This window comes from Cryptosporangium aurantiacum, from assembly GCF_900143005.1.
GTDB lineage: Bacteria > Actinomycetota > Actinomycetes > Mycobacteriales > Cryptosporangiaceae > Cryptosporangium > Cryptosporangium aurantiacum.
The window spans coordinates 1,487,900-1,507,466 of the sequence record NZ_FRCS01000001.1 but is presented as its reverse complement, the minus strand read 5'-3'; the positions used below and the strand labels follow the sequence as shown (position 1 = coordinate 1,507,466).

Below are 19,567 nucleotides of genomic sequence, written 5' to 3'. Positions count from 1 at the left end.
ACACCGGAGGTCGACCCATGCTGAGACGTCTCGCAGTGCTGATGGCCGCGCTGATGATCGTCCTGACTGGAGTACAGGTCGCTCCGGCTGCCGCCGAGCGGCGCGCGCTGCGTCCGATCGTGTTCGTGCACGGGTTCTCCGGGTCCGGCGGCCAGTTCGACAGCCAGGCCCGCCGGCTGGCGTCCAACGGGTACCCCCCGACGTGGATCGAGGCGCACGAGTACGACTCGCTGTTCGCGGTGAACACCCGCGAGCAGGTCTACGCGGGGCTGGACCAGCGCATCACGCGCCTGCTGGCCGCCACCGGCGCCGACCGGATCGATCTGCTCGGCCACTCCCTGGGCACCGCGCTGATGCAGGCCTACCTCAACAGTTCGCCCGAGCGCGCGGCCCGGGTCGCCCACTACGTCAACCTCGACGGGGCGAGCGCGACGGCGCCGCCGGGTAACGTGCCGACGCTGGCGGTCTGGGGCGAAGGTGACCCGGCCCGCGCGATCACCGGCGCGACGAACGTCCGGTTCCCCGACCAGTCGCACACGCAGACCGTCAGTTCGCCGGAGACGTTCGCGGCGTTCTACCGCTTCTTCACCGGACGGGACCCGAAGACCACGCGGATCGTTCCGCAGCGCGGATCCGTCCTGCTGGCCGGGCGCGCGGTGCTGTTCCCCAGCAACGTCGGGGTCACCGACGCGACGCTGGAGGTGTACGCGGTGCGCGCGGACACCGGGACCCGGCTGCGCCGCCACCCGGACGCGCGGCTTCCGCTGGCCGCGGACGGTTCGTTCGGGCCGTTCCGGGGGCGCGGTGACGTCCGGTACGAGTTCGCGATCGTGCGTCCCGGCGCCCCGGTGCACCACCTCTACTTCCAGCCGTTCCGCCGCACCGACCGGCTGATCCGGCTGCTCACCAGCCTGCCCGGTCAGGGTCTGGGCGCGCTGACCGAGAACGGCCCCGCGTCGACCAACCTGGTCATCAGCAGGCAGAAGGAGTGGTGGGGTGATCAGGGCGCTGCCGGTGACTCGCTGACCGTTGACGGCCAGGAGATCCTCAACGCCGCGACCAGCCCGCGGTCCAAGCGGACGATCGGCATCTTCACGTTCGACAAGGGACTGGACAAGACCAGCGACCTGAGCGCGCCGATCCCGGTGTTCTTCAGCCAGCCGTTCATCTCCGCGGTCGACCTGTACGTTCCCGCCGCGCCGCCGAAGCGCACGGTCCGCGTCGTCGTCCGGCCGCGCGGTGGCGGGTCGCCGGACGTGCTGACGGTCCCGAACTGGCCGTCCGATGGACACCGGATCAGCCTCGAGTTCGACAACGACTGACCGGCACCGTCCAAGCCTGACCGCACGCCCACGGGCACGGGACCCGGGTGTCACCGGGCGCAGACCAGGGAGTCTCCCTGGGTCGTACGAGCTGCCACCGCGCAACAGTGGTCGAGCCGGCATCGCTGGGGTGCCGGCACAGGACGAGGAGTCCCGACCATGGATCTGAAACTCGAAGTCGTCGTCGTGCCCGTCTCCGACGTCGACAAGGCCAAAGACTTCTACGTCGGCTTGGGTTGGCGGCTCGATGCCGACTTCGCCACCGACGAGAACTTCCGTGTCATCCAGGTCACCCCGCCCGGCTCCCCCGCGTCGGTCATCTTCGGCACCGGTCTGACGACCGCGACGCCCGGCTCGGTGCAGGGTCTGCACCTGATCGTCGACGACGTCGAGGGCGCCCGCGCCGAGCTGATCGAGCGCGGCGCCGACGTCAGCGAGGTCTACCACGACGCCGGCGGCGTGTTCCACCACGCGGGCGCCGAAGGCCGCGTGACCGGCCCGGACCCGGAGCGCCGCAGCTACTCCTCGTTCGCGTCGTTCGCCGACCCGGACGGCAACGAGTGGATCCTGCAGGAGATCACGACCCGTCTGCCGGGCCGGGTGACGCCGACGAACGTCGAGAACCTGGCCGAGCTGCTGCGTGAGGCCGAGGAGCACCACGGCGCGTACGAGGCCACGGCGCCGAAGCACCACTGGTCGGACTGGTACGCGCCGTACATCGCCGCCAGGACCGAGGGGCGCACCCCGGACCAGGCCGTCGAGGACGCCGGCCTGCACATGCAAGCGGTCCTGCGGTGAATGCCGACTACGACGTCATCGTCATCGGCGGCGGCTCGCCCGGGGAGCACACCGCGGGCGCGCTGGCCGACGGTGGCCTGCGGGTGGCGCTCGTCGAGCGCCACCTGGTCGGCGGCGAGTGCTCGTACTACGCCTGCATCCCGTCGAAGACCCTGCTCCGCCCCGGTGAGGCGGTGCAGGGCGCGCGGGAGGCGCTGGCCACCGCGGAGGTCGACGTCGAGGCGGCGCTGGCCTGGCGGGACTTCATGGTCTCGGACTACTCCGACGCCGGTCAGGAACGGTGGCTCGCCGACAAGAAGATCACGCTGCTGCGCGGCACCGGACGGCTGGCCGGACCGGGCGCGGTGGAGGTCGACGGCGTTCGCCACACCGCACCGAACGTCGTCGTGGCGACCGGCGCGGACCCGATCATCCCGCCGATCCCCGGCCTCGCCGACCTCCCCGGCGTGTGGACGAACCGCGAGGTCACCGGCATGAAGGCCGTCCCGCGGCGGCTGGTCATCCTCGGCGGTGGCGCGGTCGGCGTCGAGATGGCGCAGGCCGTGCGCCGGCTGGGCGGCGAGGTCGTACTGGTCGCCGGTGGACGTCTGCTGCCCCGGGAGCCCGCCCCGCTCGGTGACGCGCTCGCCGAGGTACTGCGCCGCGACGGCGTCGAACTCGTACTGGACGCGCGCGCCACCGCCGCGCGCCGGGAGGGTCACGAGTACGTCCTCACGCTCGGCGACGGGTCCGACGTCCACGGTGATCGGTTGCTGATCGCGACCGGTCGACGCCCGCGGGTGCACGACATCGGCCTGGAGACGGTCGGGATCACCGCGGACGGCCACGGCATTCCGGTCGACGCGCGCTTGCGCGCGGCCGAAGGGCTCTGGGTGGTCGGTGACGCGACCGGCCTGTGGCTCCTCACCCACGTCGGTAAATACCAGGGGGACGTCGTGGCAGCGAACATCCTGGGTGAGCAGCGCACGGCCGACTACACCGCGGTACCTCGGGTAGTCTTCACCGATCCGCAGGTCGCCGCGGTCGGGACCGGAAGCGGCGCGTTCAGCGGAACCGCCCGGCTCGCCGACGTGGCCAAGACCGCCACGTACACCCGGGCCTACGCCGAGTCGGTGGGCTTCCTGACGCTGCTCAGCGACGGGGAGCGCCTGGTCGGTGCCTACGCGGTGGGTCCGGAGGCCGGCGAGTGGCTGCAGCAGGCGACGCTGGCGATCCGGGCGCGGGTGCCGGTGGAGGTGTTGCGCGACACGATCCAGCCGTTCCCGACGTTCTCCGAGATCTTCAACGCGTCGCTGGCCGCGCTGTACGACGACATCTGCGCCGGGAGGAACTCGTGACGCTGAGCGGCCAGACCGTCGTCCTGATCGGCGGTAGTTCCGGAATCGGGCTGGAGACCGCCCGCCAGGCCCGGGCCGGAGGCGCGGACGTCGTCCTCGTCGGCCGGGATCCGGACCGGCTGCAGCGCGCCGCCGCCGACGTCGGCGCCACCGCAACGGCGGCGTTCGACGCCTCCGACCCCGACCGCCTCGACGCGTTCTTCGACGGCCTGCCAGCGCCGATCGACCACGTCCTGGTCACCGCCGGCGGTGCCTACTACGCGCCGCTGGCCGAGTTGGACTTCGCCGAGGCGCGCCGCAACGTCGACGAGCACCTGTGGATGCCGCTGCACCTGGCGCGGGCGGCCATCGGGCGGGTCCGGCCGACCGGCACGCTGCTGTTCGTCGGCGGCACCGGTGCCCGCCGTCCCGGGCCTGGCCTCACGCTCGCGTCGACGATGACCGTAGCGCTGCCCGCACTGATCGCGAGCCTCGCGCTGGAGCTCGCCCCGGTCCGGGTGAACCTGATCGCGGCCGGGTTCGTCGACACGCCGCTCTCCGCCCGCCTGCTCGGCGACGACCTCGAACGGCGGCGTGAGCAACTGCGCGCGGCCCTGCCGATCGGCCGCGTGGTCGGGCCCGCCGACGTCGCCGCACTGGCCGTGCACCTGATGACGAACACCGCGCTGACCGGCGCGACGTACGACATCGACGGCGGCCAGCAACTCGTCCGGACGTGAGCGGCGGCCCGGCGAGCTACCGGGCGTCCCACCACGCGAGGACCCGGGCGCCAGACAGCGTCAGCCACTTCGACGGTGCCCCCTCCGGCGCGTCCACCTCGAACCACGTCTGCCCGCGCAGCCGGCGGCCCTGCAGCCAGGTGCCGTCCGGTTGCCGCGCGGCCCGGATCAGATCGATCGCGCCGGCCATGCGCGGGTCCGGCGGGGTGCCGTCGACCAGCGCCGCGTCCCGGAAGTACTCGGCCGCGTTCAACACGCTATACACCCACCGGGCCGGGTACGTGAACGTGTCCACCCACGGCGCCACCTGTTCCGCCGTCGACAGGCGGCGGAACAGCTGGCGCTCCAGGAGGTACTCCTCGCCGCTGCGCCGGGCCGCACGCGTCGCGTCGGTGCCGCCGGTCGCCGCGTCGTAGGCGAGCAGCCCTGTGAGCGAGTTGAGCGTCGAGTGGAACGACGACCGCGTCGAGCCCTCGACCCACTCGCAGTTCCATCCGCCGTCGGGCAGCCGGTGTTCGAGGAACCAGTCGACGACGCCGCCGATGTCGGCGCCCAGCCAGACGCCGTTGGCGACGGTGTAGCCGTTGATGCAGCAGTCCACCTCGCCGCCCCAGTACGGCAGGTCGTCGTACTCCCAGCGGCAGTTCTCCGCGAGAAGCTCGGCCGTGCGGCGCTCACGGAGCACAGCGGCGTCGAGGCCCCACTCCCGCAGCGCGTTGAGCGTCCACGTCGTCGCGGTCCACGGCTGGCCGACGTCGTCCATCGTCCGGCCCTCAAAACCGGCGGGGAAGTAGGCACCACCGGCCCACTGACCGTCGGAGTCTTGCAGCGCGAGCAGACGCGCGCCGAACCCCTCGGTCGCGACACGTGCGCGGGTGGCTTGCCAGACCTCGGGTGGCTCCTGCGCGAGATCACGCTGGACCTGCCACCGGAGGGCCGGGTCAGCGTCGAGGAGCCACGGCAGCAGCGCTTCGCTCACCATCGCGCGACCCTACGCCACACCGCCGTAGGCTCGTGCCGTGGCGGAGCGGACGGTCGACGTGCTGCTCGTGCGCTGGTACGAACGCCGTGACCGCGCGCCCGACGTCCTCGGCCGCTGGCTCCGCGCGGCCCGGGAGCATCTGCCGGCCGCGGAGCCGCGCCGGTTCGGTGACACGGAGCCCCTGCGCAGCCGGCTCCCTCTCGCGGAGGCCTACGCGCGCGCTGACCCGCTGCTGTTCCTCGCCGGAAGCCCGCCGGTTCACCACGCCGCTCTCGCGAACGTCGAGGCCCGTCGTCGCGGTCCGATCGCCGTGCACACCCTTCAGGCCGAAGTCGGCCCGGCCGACGAGCGCATCCGACGCTTCGCGCTGGCGCTGACCCACCCGGGCACCGTGTACGTCTCGGCGTCGGTCGAGCGTGGCCTCGTCCTCGACCGCGGCACGCTCTACGGTCCGGCCGCCCAGCCCGGAGAGCCCTATCTGGCACCGCACGGCGACTGGCTCGGTCTGCCGCCGGACCCACCGGCGTGGTGCTGGTTCGGACCGGTCTATCGGCAACGGGTCGCCCGGGACATCAGCGGTGAGGATTGTGCCGGGGGCCTGTTCTACGCCGGCGGGCCCTGGGTCCGTACCTCATTGCAGGCCCGGCCGGCCGACGCCGATCCGGCGCGCCGTCGCGCCGGGCGGCTCCCCCGCGGGCTGCACCGTTCTCCGCTCCGGATGATCCGCGACCACTATCCGCGCGGGGCCTCGCAGGGACGGTGATCCCTCAGGGAAAGTCCGGGGTTTCTCTGGTGGGCGTGGATCGGTGGAGCAGTTTTTCGGCCCGGGCGAGGAGGTCGTGGTTGTCGTACGGCTTGCCGATGTAGTCGTCGGCGCCGGCGGCATGGGCCGCGGTGACTTCGGCGGGCTGGTGCCGTACGGAGAGCATGATGATCGGCAGGCGGGCGGTGGCGGGTCCGGCGCGGAGCCGCCGGCAGATATCGAAGCCGTCGATGCCGGGTAGACGAGGGTTCATGACGATCAGGTCCGGTGCGTCGTCGCGGGCGCTGGCAAGGGTGGCGTCGCCGGTGATCGTGGTGCGGGTCCGGTATCCGGCGCGGGTGAACAGTAGGCCCAGCCCGAAGGCGAGATCGGGCACGTTCTCCCCGATGAGCACGGTGATCATGAGGTGTACTCCTCCTTGGTGGGGTCAGTCCGCGGGCAGTGGCAGTCGGATGATGAGGCCGGTGTCGGCGGTGTCCGGGGTTCCGGTGACGGTGAGCGTGCCGCCGTGCTGTTCGACGATGGCTCTGGCGGTGGCTCGCTCGGCGCTGAAACTCGTGTCGCCGGGTACACAGCGGTGATCCCCGGCGGCTTCGCCGCACAGCGTGATTTGCGCGGCTCCGCCGGTGCAGGTCAAGGCGAGGGGGACTTCGCCCCCTCCGGGGTTGATCGCGATCGCACCGGCCAGCATCAGATCAGCGAGTTGGCGTAGCCGGTCGGGATCGCCGGTGACGTGGACGTCGTCGTCGAGCTTGGGCTGCAGGGTGATGCCGGCGGCGTCCGCGGCCGGCTTCGCGGCCTCGCAGGCGGCGGCGAACACAGCGGTGAGGTCGACGTCGCACATTTGCAGCGACAGATGGCCGGATTGCAGGGCGGCCAGATCGATCAGGTTGTCGATCAGGCCGCGCAGGCGGGTGCTGTTGCGGGCGATGGCCTGCAGCAGGTGCCGGTCGTCGTCGGAACGCTCGCGAGGGTCGTCGAGGAGCAGGTCGGTGTAGCTGGCGATGGTGGTCAGCGGGGTGCGCATGTCGTGGCCGATGAGGGAGGTGAAGTCCGCACGGGCCTGCCCGAGGTCCTGTGCGAGGTCATCGGCGCGGGCCCGGCTCAGGAAGTGTCCGAGTTGCCCGGCGACGCCGGTGAGGAAGCCGGTGAGGAGGAACTCGTCGTCTTCGGCGGCGTCGGTGAAGCAGCTGATGACCCCGAGGACGGTGCCACCGTCACAAACCGGCGCGCACAGCAGCGCACGCAGGCCCCGTTCGGTGTAGGCGTCGATGCGTCGGCGAGCGTCGTCGTCGTGGACGACCGGCAGCCTGGTGAGGTCGGGAACCCAGATCGGTTGCCCGGTGGCCCACACGAGGGTGGCGACGCTGGCCTGGTCGGGGCGCAGTTGCTCGGGCAGCAGGTCACTCACGTCGTGCCCGTCGGTGTGCCACCGCGCGATCCGGTCCAGCGTGCAGGCGGTCTGATCGACCAGACGCAGGTCGGCATAGCGCCAGCCCAGCGCGTCGGCCGTCGCCTGCAGGACCGCGGATCCCGCTTCGGTGAGCGTGTCGGCCTGATTGAGAATGCTCGCCACGGCCAGTTCGCAGTCGCGGAATCGTTCGGTACGGCGGCGCCCGGTCACGTCCCGCACGGTGGACACCGCACCGATCCGCCGGCCGTCGGCGTCTCGGATCGGGCGGGCGTTGGTCAGCAGATACCGGTCGGGCAGGCCCGGAACGCACAGCACCGCCTCGGTGTCGGTCACGATCTGCCCGCGCATGGCCCGAGCGACGGCCAACTCGTCGGGCTTCATCACCGTTCCGTCGCGTTGATGCAGGTGGGCCATCGCAGCATCGATGGCCTCGCCCGGGGAGCCGGTGGCGGGCAGCTCGTAGAACTCGCGCAACGCGCGGTTGAACACCACCGCCTCACCGTCGGCGTCGAGCGCGAGCACGCCTTCGCCCATGCTGTCGAGGATCGCCGAGAGGAAGCTGCGCTGTTCGGCGGCGGCATCCTCGACGATGTTCTCGGCGGTGTCCGGCCGGTCCGGGATCGGGCCGAGCAGCTCCACCACCTCGATCAGCGTGGAGAGCTGCGCGTCGGTCCATTCCCTGGCCCGGGTGTCCAGCACCGTCAGCGAGCCCAGCGGCCGGTCGTCGGCGTCGCGGAGCGGCACCCCGAGAAACGCCTTGACCCCGTACTCGCCGGCGAGGGGATGCTCGCGCAGCTGTGGATCGTCGTCGGCCAGCATGTCCGGGCTCGACACCGGGGCGTCGATACTGACCATGTACTTGCACACCGAGTACGCCGTCGACGCCTGCCCGCCCGCGGCCAGAGACGGCGGCAAGCCGAAGCTGCCGGCGAAGTGTTCCTCCTCGGCGCCGATGAACGTGATCACACCCATCGGGGCATCCAGCAGCCGCGCGGCGAGCCTCGCGATGCCGTCCAACGGAATGCGCAACCTCGGCAGCGTCCGGCGTCCCCGCTCCACCGCCGCCAACCGGGCCGCGTCGTCGAGCACCGCAGCGTTGAGAACGACCATGACGCGCCTGCCCCGTGCCTCGAGGCGATCCCCGGCCCGCGAGGGCCGGGCCCGACCATCCGGACCGACGCCGCGACGGCGAATCGGGTGGATGACAGGTCCAGGAACAGAACCGTCGATATACATATATAACGTACACCCGAGTGTGCGCATTCCGTCTGTGGGTAGTCCTGACAAGTGACAGTCCCCGCCGCCGACGGTCTGATCGCCACGCCCGTCGGAAATCTCGCTTACACCATCGCGGGAGCGGGCGAACCCCTCCTGCTGATCCACGGGCTCGGGGGAACCCGCCGCACCTGGCGGCACCTGATCGACTCCCTCGCCACCGACCACACCGTGATCGCGGCCGACCTGCCCGGTCACGGCCATTCCGACGCACCCGCCGGCGACTACTCACTCGGCGCGCACGCCTCCGCGCTCCGGGATCTCCTCGTGGCTCTGGGGCACTCCGACGCCACGCTCGTCGGCCACAGCCTCGGTGGCGGCATCGCGCTCCAGTTCGCCTACCAGTTCCCCGAGCGCACCAATCGGATCGTCCTGATCAGCAGCGGTGGCTTGGGCACCGAGGTCACCCCGCTGTTGCGCGCCGCGACTCTCCCGGGTGCCGCGGCGTTCGTCGCCGGGCTCGGACGGATACCCACCGGCCTCACGCGCCGGGTACTGCCCGCGCTGTCCGTCCTGCCCGGCGTCATCGCCCGGCAGGACACCCGGCCGATCGCCGAGGACCTCCGTGGTTTGGCCCACCCCCGACAGCGTCGAGCGTTCCTCCGCACCGCCCGGACGGTCATCGACTGGCGGGGACAGACGGTCAGCGCGAGCCGTCAACTCAGCCTGCTCGCCGAGCTTCCCGTCTTCATCACCTGGGGAAGCCGCGACCGGACCATCCCGCCCCACCACCATCAGGCACTCGCTCGGCGGATACCCGAGGCGCACTCGCTCGAGATCTCGACGGCCGGCCACTACCCGCACGAAACCGCACCCGAGCAACTGCTGCCGGCGGTCCACGAGTTCCTCCGGACCACCCAGCCGTATCGCTACGACGAAGAGCGCTGGCGGCAACTGGTCACCGGCGCGGGCGCCCTCGACGAACCGAAAAACACCCTCCCGCTAGCCGTCTGACCGGCGGATCCCGCAGGAACGGCCTGGCCCTTATCCAGGGCACAGTCGTCGGCTATCGTCGGTCACTGGGGAGAAACTTAGGCCAGCCAGGCGATTTTCCGGCATTCTGCATGTGCGGGGGGCCGCGTCGGCCGTCAGACGACTGGACATCCCGCACCGTAGAGGAAGGCGGATGTTATGGACGCTGCAAAGACTGGTGGCTCGGGCAACGGGTTGATCGATCTCACGGAGTTTTCCCTGACCGAGTTGCTGGACTCGCTGCCGGACTCTCCACTTGCTCACGCTGTGCAACAACTGCACCAAGACGTCATGACGCAATCCGCAACGCAGAACGTTTCTGCTTTCAGCTCCGCGATCTGACCGATGCCGGCCGAGTCGCCCGGTGGCATACGCGAACTCGTCATCAAGCTCCATGAGCGGTGCAACATCGCCTGCGACCACTGTTACATGTACGAGGCCGCGGACCAGAGCTGGCGCGGACGCCCGACTCAGATGCCCGCCGAGATCGTCGACGCCACCGCGCAGCGCCTCGGAGAACACGCCCGACGCCATGGTCTCACCACCGTCCGCGTGGTCTTTCACGGCGGCGAACCGCTTCTGGCCGGACCGGCCGCTATCGAGTACGCGATCCGATCCTTTCGTTCCGCCGCGCCGGCGACCTGCCGCGTGGAATTCACGATGCAGACCAACGGAATCCTGCTCGACGAGCGTTTCCTCGATCTGTTCCGCCGGTTCGACGTTCGAGTGGGGGTCAGCCTGGACGGCAACCGGGTGGCCAACGACCGCCATCGACGCTACGCGCGCGGCCGCAGTTCCTATGACGAGGCGGTCGCCGGCATCCGGGCGTTACGGTCACCGGAGAACCGTCGGATCTACGGCGGAATACTCTGCACGATCGACGTCCGCAACGATCCTGTCGAGACATTCGAGGCGTTGCTCGCCCACGAGCCACCGCTTTTGGATTTCCTTTTTCCGCACGGCAACTGGGTCCATCCGCCTCCCGGCGTAGATCCGGGTGCCGGTACCGATCGGCCCACACCGTACGCGGACTGGCTCATCACGATCTTCGATCGGTGGTACCGCTCGCCACCGGAGACCGGTGTCCGGATCTTCGCATCGATCATCTCGCTAGTGCTCGGTGGGCCGAGCGGCACGGAGGCATTCGGACCGGACAAACCCGCGACGGTGGTCGTCGAGAGCGACGGAGCATTCGAGGGAAGCGATGCGCTGAAAACCACCGGGCCGAGCGGCGGTTCGACCGGCCTCTCCGTTCTCACCGCCTCGTTGGACGACGTGACGCGCCACGCCATGGTCGCGGGAGGCATGCGTGGCGTGTCCGGCCTGAGCAGCGAGTGCCGTGAATGCCCCGTGGTGAACGTCTGTGGCGGGGGCCTGTTCGCGCATCGTTACGGTCCGGACGGCACATTCGGGCACCCGTCGGTCTTCAGCGCTGATCTCCGTCGATTGATCGAGCACGTTCACGGCCGGCTGCACAGCGATCTGGTGCTCGCGCAGGCCGGGCGACCGCGATGAGCCTGCCGCGCCTCCGGCTCGCCGAAACGCAGATCGACGAACTGGCGTTTCGCCGGCCGAGCGAGGCCACTCTCCAGCTGCTCCGGGCTGGGCAAGCCTCGCGTCGCCGGCTGCTGTTGCTGGCGCTGTGGCGGGAACGGGCCGGAACTAACGACCCCGCGTACGAACTCTTCGTCCGCGCGGCGCGGGCCGCGCCGGTAGCCGTGGAAGAAGTCGTCGATCGACCGCTGGCCGCTGCGTCGGCCGTGCGATATCTGCGCTCCGACCGGCCGGTCGGGTCCGAGGAGCCGAACCATCCCCGGGCGCTGGCCGCCGCCGCCGCGATCCGGGCAGGCGTTTCGTTCGCGATCGACGTGCCGGCGCCGGACGGCACGATCTTTCTCCCGACGCTCGGCACCGCCTCCGGCCTGCACTGCGCCACGGCGATCGTGTCCGGCGACCGCGGTACGTTCACGGTCGGCTGTCGGCATCTGACAGTTCCGGCGTCGCCCGGGCCGCACTGGCGCCCCCGGCAGGTCGTGGCTCTGGGCGGGGTACCGGCCTGGACCGTCGAGATCGAGGATCACGATCCGGCCCGCGACTGCTTCGGGTACATTCCCGCCGCGCCGCTCGATCGCGCCGGGGGCGAAGCCGTGCGCACGAACCTCGCGCGCGGCTGGCAGGTTCTCGCCGCTCACTACCCCGACTACGCCCGAGCGGCACGGGCGTGTCTTCGGTCCGTCGTCCCGCTCGACGCGGATCCCGGAACGGCGGGTCCGGACGACCGAGCCGCGAGCGCGTCGTCCACGCTGGCTTTCGGGTGTGTGGCGATCACGCCGTCGGTGTCCCCGGAGACCGTCGCGCTGCTCCTCGCGCACGAACTGCAGCACAACATCCTCGCCGCGGCCCAGGACCTGACCCCGTTCACCGACCCGCCCGGCAGCGAGCTTCACCATGCGCCCTGGCGATCGGACCCGCGTTCGGCCGACGCGCTCCTCCAGGGTGCGTATGCCCACGCGGCCGTGACCGACCACTGGAAGGGTCGTTGGCTGCGCTCCGTGGCCGCACGCACCCCGGACCGGGAGGCCGGCTTCCACTTCGCGTATTGGCGGGAGGTGACGACGACCGCGACGGCGACGCTCCGACGCTCGACCGAGTTGTCCCGAGCGGGCCGACGGCTGGTGGACGGATTGTGGAGCGCCCGCGACAGCTGGTGGGCGGAGGAACTACCCCGGTCACTGGAGACAGCCGCGCACCAGGTCAGTGCGGCGGACGCGGTGCACTGGCGGATCGCGAACCGCCGCCCGGCGCCCGGTGTGCCGCAGCGACTGAGCGGCGCTTTTGCCAGGGGCCTGGACTGCCCGCCCCTTCCGGCGTCGGAGGTGCGTGCGGCACCACCCGGCCCGAATCGGCACACCCGGGTGGCGGCGGCCATCCGGCGGCGAGCCCTCGACCGGTCGCCGCCGGCCGACGACGCGCGTGCGGCCGACGGCTACCGGCGGCGCATCGCCGTGGACCCCTCGGACGACGAGGCCTGGGTCGGGCTGGCCCATGTCACCGGTCAGCTGGGACGATCGCCCGCCGCTGCCGCACTCGCGGAACGTCCGGATCTCGTTCGGGCGGTCCTGCTCGCCTACCGCGCCGACCACGGCGTCCGGAACGCACCCTCTCCGGAGCGAATCGCGGAATGGTTGGTGAATGGGGGTAATTCAGAGGCCGCCGACACCGATGACAGGTCCGGAGTGGATCAGTACCATCGGTGAACAAGGGGGCGGGAGTCATGGCGCGAGTTCCGGGCGGCCTGGACGTCGCCGATCTCGTCGTGGACCTCGGCCGCCTCGATGTCTCCGGTGCCCCGGGAATCCTCGTGCACTCGTCCTCGAAGCAGCTACGCCACGGCCCCGCGACGCTGTTCTCCGCCCTGCTCGGCTCGGCCGGGCGTGAGGCTACCGTCGTCGTGCCGACCCACACGACGAGCAACTCGCTGAGCAGTCGAGTCTTCCTCGCGGCGACCGCCGGGCTGGACCGGGCCGACGTCGAACGGCACATCGACGCCCTGCCCGGGTTCGATGCGGCGACCACTCCGTCCGACGAGATGGGCGCCTTCGCCGAGTACGTGCGCCAACGACCGGACGCCGTCCGATCCCGGCATCCACAGACGTCGTTCGCCGCCGTCGGGCCGCGAGCGGCGGCCTGGATGGCGGTCCACGACCTCGACTGTCACCTCGGCGAGCGGTCCCCGCTCGCCGCGCTGTACGACGCCGACGCTCATGTGCTCCTCGTCGGCGTCGGGCTCGACCGGTGCACCGCGTTCCACCTCGCCGAGTACCGCGTGCGGACGCCCGCGCCACTCCGTCCGTACCACTGCTTCGTCCGGGCCGGCGGCCGGCGGCACGCGCGCCGATTCGCCGACATCGAGCTCCACGACCACGACTTCGCCGTCCTGGGTAGGGAGTTCGGCCGCGAGCCCACGGTCACGCACGGGACGGTCGGCGCCGCGCGGGCAGCGGCCTTCCCGCTGCGTGCCGCCGTCGATTTCGCCGTCGAGTGGATGAACACCCATCGGCCTTCGGCCGGCCGGCCCCCGACCGAGGTGGCCGGATGAGCCCACGCCGCTGGCGGCTCGGGCGACCGCAGCCGACGACGCCCGCGCAGACGTTCGTCGGCTCGGCGCCGCCCGAGACCGGGCCGGCGTTCTTCCTCAGCTACGCCCGCACGCCGCAATCGGCAGGCGTCTTGGCCGATCCCGACAGCGGCGTGAAGCAGCTGTACGCCGACCTGAGCAACCGGGTGCGGCAGCTCCTGCCCCTGGGAGCCGCCCAGGAAGCGGGCTTCATGGACGCCCGGATGGAAGCCGGTGACCTGTGGCACGACGAGTTGTTCCACAACCTCGGAGCGGCACGCGCGTTCGTCGCGCTGCTCTCGCCGCCCTACCTCCAGCGCAGCGTGTGGTGTCCGATGGAGTGGGACTACTTCGCCCGCCGTGTCGTCCAGCATCAGATCGATACGACGCGCAGTGCGCGCGCCACCGCGATCATCCCGGTGCTGTGGACGCCGATCGGCGACGCCGAGCCGCCGATCGTCGCCGCGGTTCAGCGGTTCATTCCGCCGCCCGTGGTGACGCCGGAGCGCATCCAGCTCTACGAGCAGGAGGGGTTACTGGGCATGTTGGACGTCGATCCGGTCGCCTACCGGGCCGTTGTGTGGTCGCTGGCCCGCCAGATCCAGAAGACGCTGGCCACGGTATCCGTGGGCCCGGTCACCGACACGTCGACGGACAACCTGCGACGATCGTTCACGGACGGTGCGTGATGGATACTCCGGCGGGCCGCAGGTCGTCATCGGGCGCGTACTTCTTCGTCAGCTACGCGCAGGTCCCACCGATCGAGGGCGAGGAGCCCCGGAGCGATCCGCTGGTCGACACGTTCTTCACCGATCTCGTCACGCACGTCGGCAGGCACGCCACCGACACCTCCAGACGGCTCGGTCTCTACGACAAGACGCTCGAACCGGGCCGCGACTGGGGAAACGCCGTCGGGCACGCGCTGAGCGAGGCCGAAGTGTTCGTCCCGCTGTATTCGCCCCGGTACTTCCGCGGTTCGTGGACCCGCCGCGAGCGTCTGTTGTTCGAGGACCGGCTGCGGGCCGCGCACGCCGACCCGGCGAGGCACATCAAGCCCGTGCTGTGGATGCCGTTGCCACCCGGCACGTCAACGGCGTCCACGGGCGCCGAAGCCCTGGGCAGAGGTGTCCCCCAGTACGCCGAGCTGGGGCTGGGGCCCCTGTGCGACGTCGCCCGGACCGAACCGGCAGGCACCTACCGCGACGCGTACGAGGAGATCGTGGATCGGCTCGCGAAGCAGATCGTGGACGTGGCCGAACACTCACCGATCGGACCGTCACCCGCGGCGAGCCCGGCGACGACCGTGCCGGTGTCGCTCGACGTCGCCGATTTCGTGATCGCTGTGTTCGCACCGACCGCCGAATCGCCACCGTCCGGAGCCGATCCGGTCGCGTACGGGGCAACCGCCCTCGCGTGGTCACCGTTCGCCGCCACGCGCCCCGTCCCCATCGCCCAGCAAGCGAGCTACGTCACCGAACGGCTCGATCTCAACGCCACGGTGACCGCAGTGCCCGGCGCGCATCCGCTGTGGACGCAGAAGCCGGCGATCCTTCTCGTCGACGTCTGGCAGGCAGCCGACCCGGATGCCTCGCCGAGCCTGCTCCAGGTCCTCAAGGGGTTGCCGAGCTGGGTCCTGCCGGTCGCGATCACCGACGGGGACGACAGCGGTGTCCCGGCGCGCGCCGCGGAGGCGCGTGCGCGGACCCTCGCTATGCTCACCGACGCCGGAGCCGAACCTCGCCTCGCGGCTGCCGACGGGTACGACCGTTTCATGAACGTCATGCCCACGCTCGTCACCCGCGCACGGCGTCGTTTCTTCCGGGAGATACCCAGCAGCTACCCGGGCCGGCCGCGGCTCGGGGGAACCGATTCCGTCCGCCGTGCCGTGGAAGGCGATGACTGATGACAGCGGAACCGACCGGCGTGGTCGTGACGTTCTACTCCTTCAAGGGCGGCACCGGTCGGACGATGGCGCTAGCGAACGTCGCCTGGATTCTCGCGGCCAACGGCAAGCGCGTGCTGGCGGTCGACTGGGACCTCGAGTCCCCGGGCCTGCACCGGTACTTCTCGCCGTTCGTCGACCGTCGCGCGATCCGGACGAACCGGGGCGTGATCGGCCTGATCCACGACTTCCAGAACGCCAAGGCGCGGAGTCTCGCGTCCGGAGGCCCTGAGCTGGACGTCAACGAACACGCCGACATCAGCACGCGGGTCATTCCGCTGGATTGGCCGGACTTCCCGGACGGCGGACGGCTCGATCTGCTGTCGGCGGGCAAGCACAGCAGGGACTACGCCAAGTCGCTGGCCAGCGTCGACTGGGACGACTTCTACACCCGGCTCGACGGTGGGCGTTTCTTCCAAGCTCTCCGCACCGGGATGAAGCAGCAGTACGACTACGTGCTGATCGATAGCCGCACCGGGTACAGCGACGTCGCGGACATCTGCACGATCGAGCTGCCGGACGTGCTGGTCGACTGCTTCACGCTCAACGAGCAAGGCATCGACGGAGCGGCCACCGTCGCCCACCTCGTGCTCGGGCAGAAGCCGAACATGCGGATCCTGCCGGTTCCGATGCGGCTCGACCCCGCGGAGAAGGTCAAGGCCGACGCGGGCCGCGCGGCCGCCCAGCAGCGGTTCGGCGAGATCCCGACGTTCGTCGACCGCGCCGAGCGCGACCGGTACTGGAGCCGCGTCTACATCCCCTACCAGGCGTTCTACAACTACGAAGAGGTCCTCGCGACCTTCGGCGACACACCGCAGACTCCGGGCACCCTGCTCGCGGCCTACGAGTTGCTCACCAAAGAGCTGACCGAGGGCGCAATCGACACGATGCCGCCGATGAGCCCGACCCTGCGGCGTGCGTTCAACGCCCAGTTCGAGCGCCGCATCGTCGTCGCGGAGACCGACGTCGCGCTGCGGTACGCGGTCGAGGACACGAACTGGGCCGAGTGGCTCGGCCACGTCCTGCTCGCCGCAGGCGTTCGCGTCGTCGACCCGATCGCCGATCCGCGGGCCGACACCTCCGGCTGCCGGGATCTCCTGATCATGTCCGACTGGGCGACCAACGATCCCAGCCTGCAGCTGACACCACTCGGTGCGACACAGAGCGCGCTCGCGGTGTACGTCGCGGACATCCCACCGGCCCAGCGCACGTCGGCCGGGGACTCGATCTTCATCTCGAGGCTCACCGAGGCCGCAGCCGTCGAGGCGGTGCTGCGGCTCGTCGGCCGGACGGAGGCCGTTCTAGCCCCGGAAGTGGACCAAGGTTCCCCTCGATTCCCCGCGGAGGAGCCGTTCGTCTCCAACCTCGGGGCCCGCAACGCCCGTTTCACCGGGCGCGAGAACGAGTTGCGCACGCTCCGCCGCCAGCTCAGCAGCAGCGGCACGATCGTGGTCTCCAGCGCCAAGCCGGTCGCCCTGCAGGGCATGGGTGGCATCGGCAAGACTCAGATCGCGTTGGAGTACGCCCACCAGTTCCGGTCGGCCTACGACGTCATCTGGTGGATCAAGGCGGACCCGGTCACGTTCATCGACGTCCAGCTCGAGGACCTCGGCCGACGGCTCGAACTACCGCTGGGCGCCAGTGGCCCGGAGAACGCCAGGGCTGTTTTGGACGCGCTCCGGCGTGGCGTCCCGCACAAGCGGTGGCTGTTGATCTTCGACAACGCCGAGGACTCCCGCGTCGGTGACTTCCTTCCCAGCGGGCCCGGCCACGTCCTGATCACGTCACGCACCACGTCCTGGGGCGACCGGACGCGGACCGTGCCGATCGACGTGTTCGATCGACGCGAGAGCGTGGAGCATTTCCGCAGCCGGACACCGACGATCACGAGCGCCGAGGCGAACCAGCTCGCCGAGTTGCTCGGCGACCTGCCGATCGCGGTCGCCGCCGCTGCCGCGTTCCTCGCCGAGAGCCGGTTCCCGGTCGAGTCCCTGGTGCAGGAGATCGAGGCCCGCGGACCGGCCATGATCCCGCTGCCGGATCAGGCGGGCACTCCGAGCGACCAGACTCAGACGCAGCCGGTCCAGGCACTCTGGGACGTCTCGCTCAACCGGCTGCACGAGCGATCGGTCGCCGCATACCGGCTTCTCCAGCTCTGCTCGGTGATGGACACGTCGGTCGCGCTCGATCTGATCTACGGCGAGGAGATGGCGCAGGCGCTCACGCCCTACGACCCGAGCCTCACCGAGCGTCTGCTGCGCGGGCGGATGGTCCAGGAGATCGCCCGTCTCGCCCTGGCTCGGGTGGAGCCGCGCTCGGAGGGCCCCGGGGGCGAGGTCTCGGAAGGCCGCCTCTCCGTACACCGCCTGGTGCAGTACGTGGTCCGTTCCCGGATGTCGGACGAGGAGCTCGAGGAGGCGCGGCACCACGTGCACCTCGTCCTGGCCCGGTCTCGACCGCCGGGTGAGATCGACGATCCCGGCACCTGGCCTCGCTTCCGGACGCTCTGGCCGCACCTGGAACGGTCAAAGGCGGTCGAGTGCGACGATCCGGTGGTCCGGCAGCTGCTCATCGAGCGGGTCCGCTACCTGTGGGTGGGCGGGGACTACCAGCGCGGGTTGGAGCGGGCACGCCAGACCGAAGCCGTCTGGGTCGCCCGGCTGGACCGGATGGCCGCCGACCACGTCGTTGACGACGTCCGGCAGACGCTGCGCGGCCAGCTGCTGCACCTGCGCTTCAACATGGCCAACCTGTTGCGGAGTCTGGGTGACTTCGAGGAGTCCCGCACGCTGGACGAAGAGGTGCTCCGGGAACAGCAGGACCTGCTGGGCGACGACCATCCGCTGACGTTGATCACGGCCGGCAGCGCCGCGGGCGACCTGCGAGGGCTGGGCCACTACCAGGAAGCGCTGAAGCGGGACCAGCGTACATACGCGGCCTGGCAGGACCTGTTCGGCGAGGGGCACGCGCGGACGTTGGCCGCCCTGAACAACCTCGCCACGTCGTACCGGCTGATCGGCGACTACCGGCAGGCACTGGAGCTGGACGTCAAGGCCTACGAGGGTCGGCGGGGCACATTGGGCGAACGCCACCCGAGCACCCTGTACTCCGCCGGTCACATCGGCCGTGACCTCCGTGAGGGCGGCGAGTACGAACAGTCGGTGCGCCGTCTGCGCGTTGTCGCCGACGTCTTCGCCGAGGAGCTCTCCGCCGAAGCCCGCGACACCCTCAACGCCCGGGTCAACCTTGCCGTGTCGCTGCGGACCGCCGGCCACCTCGAGGAGGCCGAGGAACTCCTCCACGATGCCTACGACCGGCTCAGCGACAAGTTTCCCTACGCCCCGGACACGCTGTCGTGCCGACTGAGCCGAGCGGTCGTGCTGCTCCGGCTCGGCAACGACATCGCCGGATCGGAGCTCCGCGCGGTCTACGACGCGTACCAGCGCAGCTTCGGCCCGCAGCATCCGTACACGCTGATCTGCCTGAACAACCAGGTCGCGGCCGCCCATGACGCCGGCGATCGGTCCAGGGCACGGGAGCTGGCGGACGAGGTGGCTCGCGACTTCTCGCTCGCGCTCGGCCAGGACCACCCCTACACGCTGGCGGCCGAGATGAACCTCGGTATCGCCCTGGCCGAGATCGACGCGTTCGACCGGGCACTGACGCTCTTCGCGAGTGCCGTCGACCGCTCCGCCCGGTTCCTCGGCGAACGGCACCCCGACACGCTCTCCGGTGCGGCCAACCGGGCACTGATCGAGGTGCGGGCGGGCAGCGCCGGCCCGGACATCGTCGAGAAGGCGGTCCGGCGGCTGTCCGAGCGGGTCGGCCGGACCCACCCGACCGTTCTCACGATCGAGCAGGAGCGGCTCGTCACCCGGCTCATCGACCCGCTGCCGTTCTGACCGTCGCCGGTTCGCGCCCGGCCG

At 70.7% G+C, this 19,567-nt stretch carries 16 protein-coding genes; 13 read left to right on the top strand and 3 right to left on the bottom strand.

Annotated elements, in window-relative coordinates:
• Nucleotides 1–17 precede the first annotated feature (17 nt).
• The 4 genes from BUB75_RS06660 to BUB75_RS06645 all read left to right on the top strand — a co-directional run bounded on the left by BUB75_RS06660 (nucleotide 18) and on the right by BUB75_RS06645 (nucleotide 4,176).
• The gene (locus BUB75_RS06660; RefSeq protein ID WP_073252441.1) at nucleotides 18–1,322 is read left to right on the top strand and encodes an alpha/beta hydrolase; all 1,305 of its coding nucleotides are present in this window, start codon (nucleotides 18–20) and stop codon (nucleotides 1,320–1,322) included.
• A gap of 159 nt (nucleotides 1,323–1,481) precedes the next feature.
• Entirely contained in the window at nucleotides 1,482–2,120 is a 639-nt protein-coding gene (locus BUB75_RS06655; protein WP_073252438.1) for a VOC family protein, read from the top strand.
• Complete coding sequence (locus BUB75_RS06650) at nucleotides 2,117–3,457, top strand: dihydrolipoyl dehydrogenase family protein (RefSeq protein ID WP_073252435.1); 1,341 nt, start codon at nucleotides 2,117–2,119, stop codon at nucleotides 3,455–3,457. Before BUB75_RS06655 ends, BUB75_RS06650 begins: the two co-directional genes overlap by 4 nt.
• A gap of 2 nt (nucleotides 3,458–3,459) precedes the next feature.
• A complete protein-coding gene (locus BUB75_RS06645) occupies nucleotides 3,460–4,176 on the top strand; it encodes an SDR family oxidoreductase (RefSeq protein ID WP_084740374.1) in 717 nt (238 codons plus the stop codon).
• A gap of 16 nt (nucleotides 4,177–4,192) precedes the next feature.
• Here BUB75_RS06645 and BUB75_RS06640 read toward each other — a convergent pair whose 3' ends face one another.
• Nucleotides 4,193–5,158: a prenyltransferase/squalene oxidase repeat-containing protein gene (locus BUB75_RS06640; RefSeq protein WP_073252432.1), complete on the bottom strand. Its 966-nt coding sequence runs from the start codon at nucleotides 5,156–5,158 to the stop codon at nucleotides 4,193–4,195.
• 37 nt (nucleotides 5,159–5,195) lie between these two features.
• Here BUB75_RS06640 and BUB75_RS06635 point away from each other — a divergent pair, with 37 nt between their 5' ends.
• Nucleotides 5,196–5,921 carry a hypothetical protein gene (locus BUB75_RS06635; protein ID WP_073252430.1) on the top strand — a complete coding sequence of 242 codons (726 nt, stop codon included), beginning with the start codon at nucleotides 5,196–5,198 and terminating at the stop codon, nucleotides 5,919–5,921.
• Between the two features lie 4 nt (nucleotides 5,922–5,925).
• Here the strand turns inward: BUB75_RS06635 and BUB75_RS06630 are convergent, their stop codons facing one another.
• Together BUB75_RS06630 and BUB75_RS06625 are read right to left on the bottom strand one after the other, a co-directional pair.
• The gene (locus BUB75_RS06630) at nucleotides 5,926–6,324 is read right to left on the bottom strand and encodes a response regulator transcription factor (RefSeq protein WP_073252428.1); all 399 of its coding nucleotides are present in this window, start codon (nucleotides 6,322–6,324) and stop codon (nucleotides 5,926–5,928) included.
• Between the two features lie 24 nt (nucleotides 6,325–6,348).
• Complete coding sequence (locus tag BUB75_RS06625; RefSeq protein ID WP_084740261.1) at nucleotides 6,349–8,598, bottom strand: GAF domain-containing protein; 2,250 nt, start codon at nucleotides 8,596–8,598, stop codon at nucleotides 6,349–6,351.
• A gap of 24 nt (nucleotides 8,599–8,622) precedes the next feature.
• On the opposite strand from BUB75_RS06625, the gene BUB75_RS06620 reads away from it, so the two are divergent.
• The 8 genes from BUB75_RS06620 (at nucleotide 8,623) to fxsT (ending at nucleotide 19,543) form a co-directional block, all read left to right on the top strand.
• A complete protein-coding gene (locus BUB75_RS06620; protein WP_084740260.1) occupies nucleotides 8,623–9,564 on the top strand; it encodes an alpha/beta fold hydrolase in 942 nt (313 codons plus the stop codon).
• Between the two features lie 177 nt (nucleotides 9,565–9,741).
• The gene (locus BUB75_RS06615) at nucleotides 9,742–9,924 is read left to right on the top strand and encodes a hypothetical protein (protein WP_073252424.1); all 183 of its coding nucleotides are present in this window, start codon (nucleotides 9,742–9,744) and stop codon (nucleotides 9,922–9,924) included.
• A gap of 3 nt (nucleotides 9,925–9,927) precedes the next feature.
• Complete coding sequence (locus BUB75_RS06610) at nucleotides 9,928–11,097, top strand: FxsB family cyclophane-forming radical SAM/SPASM peptide maturase (protein ID WP_073252422.1); 1,170 nt, start codon at nucleotides 9,928–9,930, stop codon at nucleotides 11,095–11,097.
• Complete coding sequence (locus BUB75_RS06605) at nucleotides 11,094–12,839, top strand: aKG-HExxH-type peptide beta-hydroxylase (protein ID WP_073252420.1); 1,746 nt, start codon at nucleotides 11,094–11,096, stop codon at nucleotides 12,837–12,839. The genes BUB75_RS06610 and BUB75_RS06605 overlap by 4 nt, the downstream gene beginning before the upstream one ends.
• 17 nt (nucleotides 12,840–12,856) lie before the next feature.
• Nucleotides 12,857–13,681 (top strand): AAC(3) family N-acetyltransferase, encoded by an 825-nt coding sequence (locus BUB75_RS06600; protein WP_084740259.1) that lies wholly within the window; start codon nucleotides 12,857–12,859, stop codon nucleotides 13,679–13,681.
• A complete protein-coding gene (locus BUB75_RS06595) occupies nucleotides 13,678–14,388 on the top strand; it encodes a TIR-like protein FxsC (protein ID WP_073252413.1) in 711 nt (236 codons plus the stop codon). The genes BUB75_RS06600 and BUB75_RS06595 overlap by 4 nt, the downstream gene beginning before the upstream one ends.
• Complete coding sequence (locus tag BUB75_RS06590; RefSeq protein WP_073252411.1) at nucleotides 14,388–15,602, top strand: TIR-like protein FxsC; 1,215 nt, start codon at nucleotides 14,388–14,390, stop codon at nucleotides 15,600–15,602. The genes BUB75_RS06595 and BUB75_RS06590 overlap by 1 nt, the downstream gene beginning before the upstream one ends.
• Nucleotides 15,602–19,543 (top strand): FxSxx-COOH system tetratricopeptide repeat protein, encoded by a 3,942-nt coding sequence (gene fxsT, locus BUB75_RS06585; protein WP_073252408.1) that lies wholly within the window; start codon nucleotides 15,602–15,604, stop codon nucleotides 19,541–19,543. Before BUB75_RS06590 ends, fxsT begins: the two co-directional genes overlap by 1 nt.
• Nucleotides 19,544–19,567 lie beyond the last annotated feature (24 nt).

Coding starts and splice junctions, on each gene's coding strand:
- BUB75_RS06660 (WP_073252441.1), top strand. CDS start 18: ATGCTGAGACGTCTCGCAGTGCTGATGGCCGCGCTGATGATCGTCCTG.
- BUB75_RS06655 (WP_073252438.1), top strand. CDS start 1,482: ATGGATCTGAAACTCGAAGTCGTCGTCGTGCCCGTCTCCGACGTCGAC.
- BUB75_RS06640 (WP_073252432.1), bottom strand. CDS start 5,158: ATGGTGAGCGAAGCGCTGCTGCCGTGGCTCCTCGACGCTGACCCGGCC.
- BUB75_RS06630 (WP_073252428.1), bottom strand. CDS start 6,324: ATGATCACCGTGCTCATCGGGGAGAACGTGCCCGATCTCGCCTTCGGG.
- BUB75_RS06625 (WP_084740261.1), bottom strand. CDS start 8,598: ATGCGCACACTCGGGTGTACGTTATATATGTATATCGACGGTTCTGTT.
- BUB75_RS06615 (WP_073252424.1), top strand. CDS start 9,742: ATGGACGCTGCAAAGACTGGTGGCTCGGGCAACGGGTTGATCGATCTC.
- BUB75_RS06610 (WP_073252422.1), top strand. CDS start 9,928: ATGCCGGCCGAGTCGCCCGGTGGCATACGCGAACTCGTCATCAAGCTC.
- BUB75_RS06605 (WP_073252420.1), top strand. CDS start 11,094: ATGAGCCTGCCGCGCCTCCGGCTCGCCGAAACGCAGATCGACGAACTG.
- BUB75_RS06600 (WP_084740259.1), top strand. CDS start 12,857: ATGGCGCGAGTTCCGGGCGGCCTGGACGTCGCCGATCTCGTCGTGGAC.
- BUB75_RS06595 (WP_073252413.1), top strand. CDS start 13,678: ATGAGCCCACGCCGCTGGCGGCTCGGGCGACCGCAGCCGACGACGCCC.
- BUB75_RS06590 (WP_073252411.1), top strand. CDS start 14,388: ATGGATACTCCGGCGGGCCGCAGGTCGTCATCGGGCGCGTACTTCTTC.
- fxsT (WP_073252408.1), top strand. CDS start 15,602: ATGACAGCGGAACCGACCGGCGTGGTCGTGACGTTCTACTCCTTCAAG.